The sequence below is a fragment of the Streptomyces adustus genome (genome assembly GCF_009377175.1).
GTDB lineage: Bacteria > Actinomycetota > Actinomycetes > Streptomycetales > Streptomycetaceae > Streptomyces > Streptomyces adustus.
On sequence record NZ_VJZD01000513.1, the window covers coordinates 1 to 2,094 of the forward strand.

At 72.4% G+C, this 2,094-nt stretch carries 3 protein-coding genes; 2 read left to right on the forward strand and 1 reads right to left on the reverse strand.

Features of this window, described 5'->3' with window-relative positions; genetic code table 11:
• On the forward strand, nt 1-318 hold a 318-nt coding region (locus FNH09_RS46205), incomplete at its 5' end, for a cellulose binding domain-containing protein (protein WP_202919900.1).
• 91 nt (nt 319-409) lie between these two features.
• Here the strand turns inward: FNH09_RS46205 and serC are convergent.
• Nucleotides 410-1,528 (reverse strand): phosphoserine transaminase, encoded by a 1,119-nt coding sequence (serC, locus tag FNH09_RS46210; protein ID WP_162470119.1) that lies wholly within the window; start codon nt 1,526-1,528, stop codon nt 410-412.
• A gap of 207 nt (nt 1,529-1,735) precedes the next feature.
• On the opposite strand from serC, the gene FNH09_RS50385 reads away from it, so the two are divergent.
• Nucleotides 1,736-2,094, forward strand: a 359-nt coding sequence (locus FNH09_RS50385) for an FAD-binding oxidoreductase (protein WP_420802848.1), incomplete at its 3' end; no start/stop codon positions are given.

Consider the following 2,094-nt stretch of genomic DNA (forward strand, 5'->3'; position numbering starts at 1 on the left):
GGCGGTGGCGGCACCACGGCCGCGTGCAGCGCCGCCTACAGCGTCAGCAGCGACTGGGGCAGCGGCTTCAACGCCGACGTCAAGGTCACCAACACCGGGACGACCGCGCTCACCTCGTGGAAGGTGACGTGGACCTGGAGCGGCTCGCAACAGGTCGCGAACATGTGGAACGCCTCGTACACGCAGAGCGGGGGCACGGTGACGGCCGTCAACGCGGCCCACAACGGCGCTGTCGCGGTGGGCGGTTCGGCGAGCTTCGGGTTCGGCGGCGCACCCGGCGGCGCGGGCGTGCCGAGCGTGAGCTGCACCGCGACGTGAGACGCGGTGAGGGGCGCCCGGTCGGTACCGGGCGCCCCTCACCGTCGTACGGGAAGCGCAAGCGCAAGCGTCAGCGCGATGCGGGAAGCGGTCAGAGCTTCTCGATCACGTAGTCGATGCACTTCGTCAGCGCCTCGACGTCCGCCGGGTCGATCGCCGGGAACATCGCGACGCGCAGCTGGTTGCGGCCGAGCTTGCGGTAGGGCTCGGTGTCGACGATGCCGTTGGCGCGCAGCACCTTGGCGATCGCGGCGGCGTCGACCTCGTCCGAGAAGTCGATCGTGCCGATGACCTGGGAGCGCTTGGCCGGGTCCGCGACGAACGGGCTCGCGTGCTTGGAGTCCTCGGCCCAGGAGTACAGGCGGGTGGAGGAGTCCTTCGTGCGCTCCGTGGACCAGGCCAGGCCGCCCTGGCCGTTGATCCACTCCAGCTGCTGGTTGAGCAGGAAGAGGGTGGACAGCGCCGGGGTGTTGTACGTCTGGTTCTTGCGGGAGTTGTCGATCGCCGTGGGCAGCGAGAAGAACTCCGGGATGTGGCGGCCGGACGCGTGGACGCGCTCGGCGCGCTCGATCGCGGCCGGGGAGAAGACGCCGATCCACAGGCCGCCGTCGGAGGCGAACGACTTCTGCGGGGCGAAGTAGTAGACGTCCGTCTCCGCGATGTCGACCGGCAGGCCGCCGGCGCCGGAGGTGGCGTCCACCAGGACGAGGGAGCCCTCGTCGGCGCCCGCCACGCGCTGGAGGGGCGCGGCGACACCGGTGGAGGTCTCGTTGTGGGTGAAGGCGTAGACGTCGACGCCCGCCTCGGCCCGGGCCTCGGGGTGGGTGCCGGGGTCGGAGGAGATCACGGTCGGCTCGGCCAGCCAGGGCGCCAGCTTGGCGGCCTTGGCGAACTTGGAGCTGAACTCGCCGAAGGTGAGGTGCTGCGACTTGTTCTCGATCAGGCCGTGGGTCGCGACGTCCCAGAAGGCGGTGGAGCCGCCGTTGCCGAGGACGACCTCGTAGCCGTCCGGGAGCTGGAACAGCTCGGAGATGCCCGCGCGGACCTGGCCGACCAGGTTCTTGACCGGGGCCTGGCGGTGGGAGGTGCCGAGCAGGGACGTACCGGTGGCGGCCAGGGCGTCCAGCGCCTCCACCCGCACCTTGGAGGGACCCGCGCCGAAACGACCGTCCGCGGGCTTCATGTCAGCAGGAATCTGGATCTCAGCCACGTGCCGGAGGGTATCGCTTCGGCGAAACGGGACGGAACCGTGTCCGTTCGATGAGACGATCGCGCCGCCCCGCGGACCTGTGCGTACCTACAGCGCCGGCGCCGGATCGTCATCTGCCGGACCTCCGCGTGTCGTCCGGCCGCCATCCGGACGCCGTCCGATCGTCACCCGCTCGTTCCCGCCGGTGGGCGTGGGCATCCTGGGCGTATGAGGGATCTCGGTGCACGGAAGGGCCCGGACGGGCCGGGCGGCGCGGGTAGTCCGGGCGGCGCGGGTGGTCCGGGCCGTCCGACGCGGCCGGGCCGTCCGCCGGAGCCTGGGGACGCGGCGGATCCGGCGGGTCTCGCCGCGGAGTTGCGGCGGGTGGTCCGGGGCGAGGTCGGCTTCGACGTCACCTCCCGGGCCCTGGTGACGATGGACGCGTCCAACTACCGGCGGGTCCCGCTCGGCGTGGTGGCCCCGCGGGACGCCGACGACGTGGCGGCGGTGCTGGCCGTGTGCCGGGAGCGCGGGGTGCCGGTGGTGGCGCGGGGCGGGGGCACGTCGATCGCGGGGCAGGCGACGGG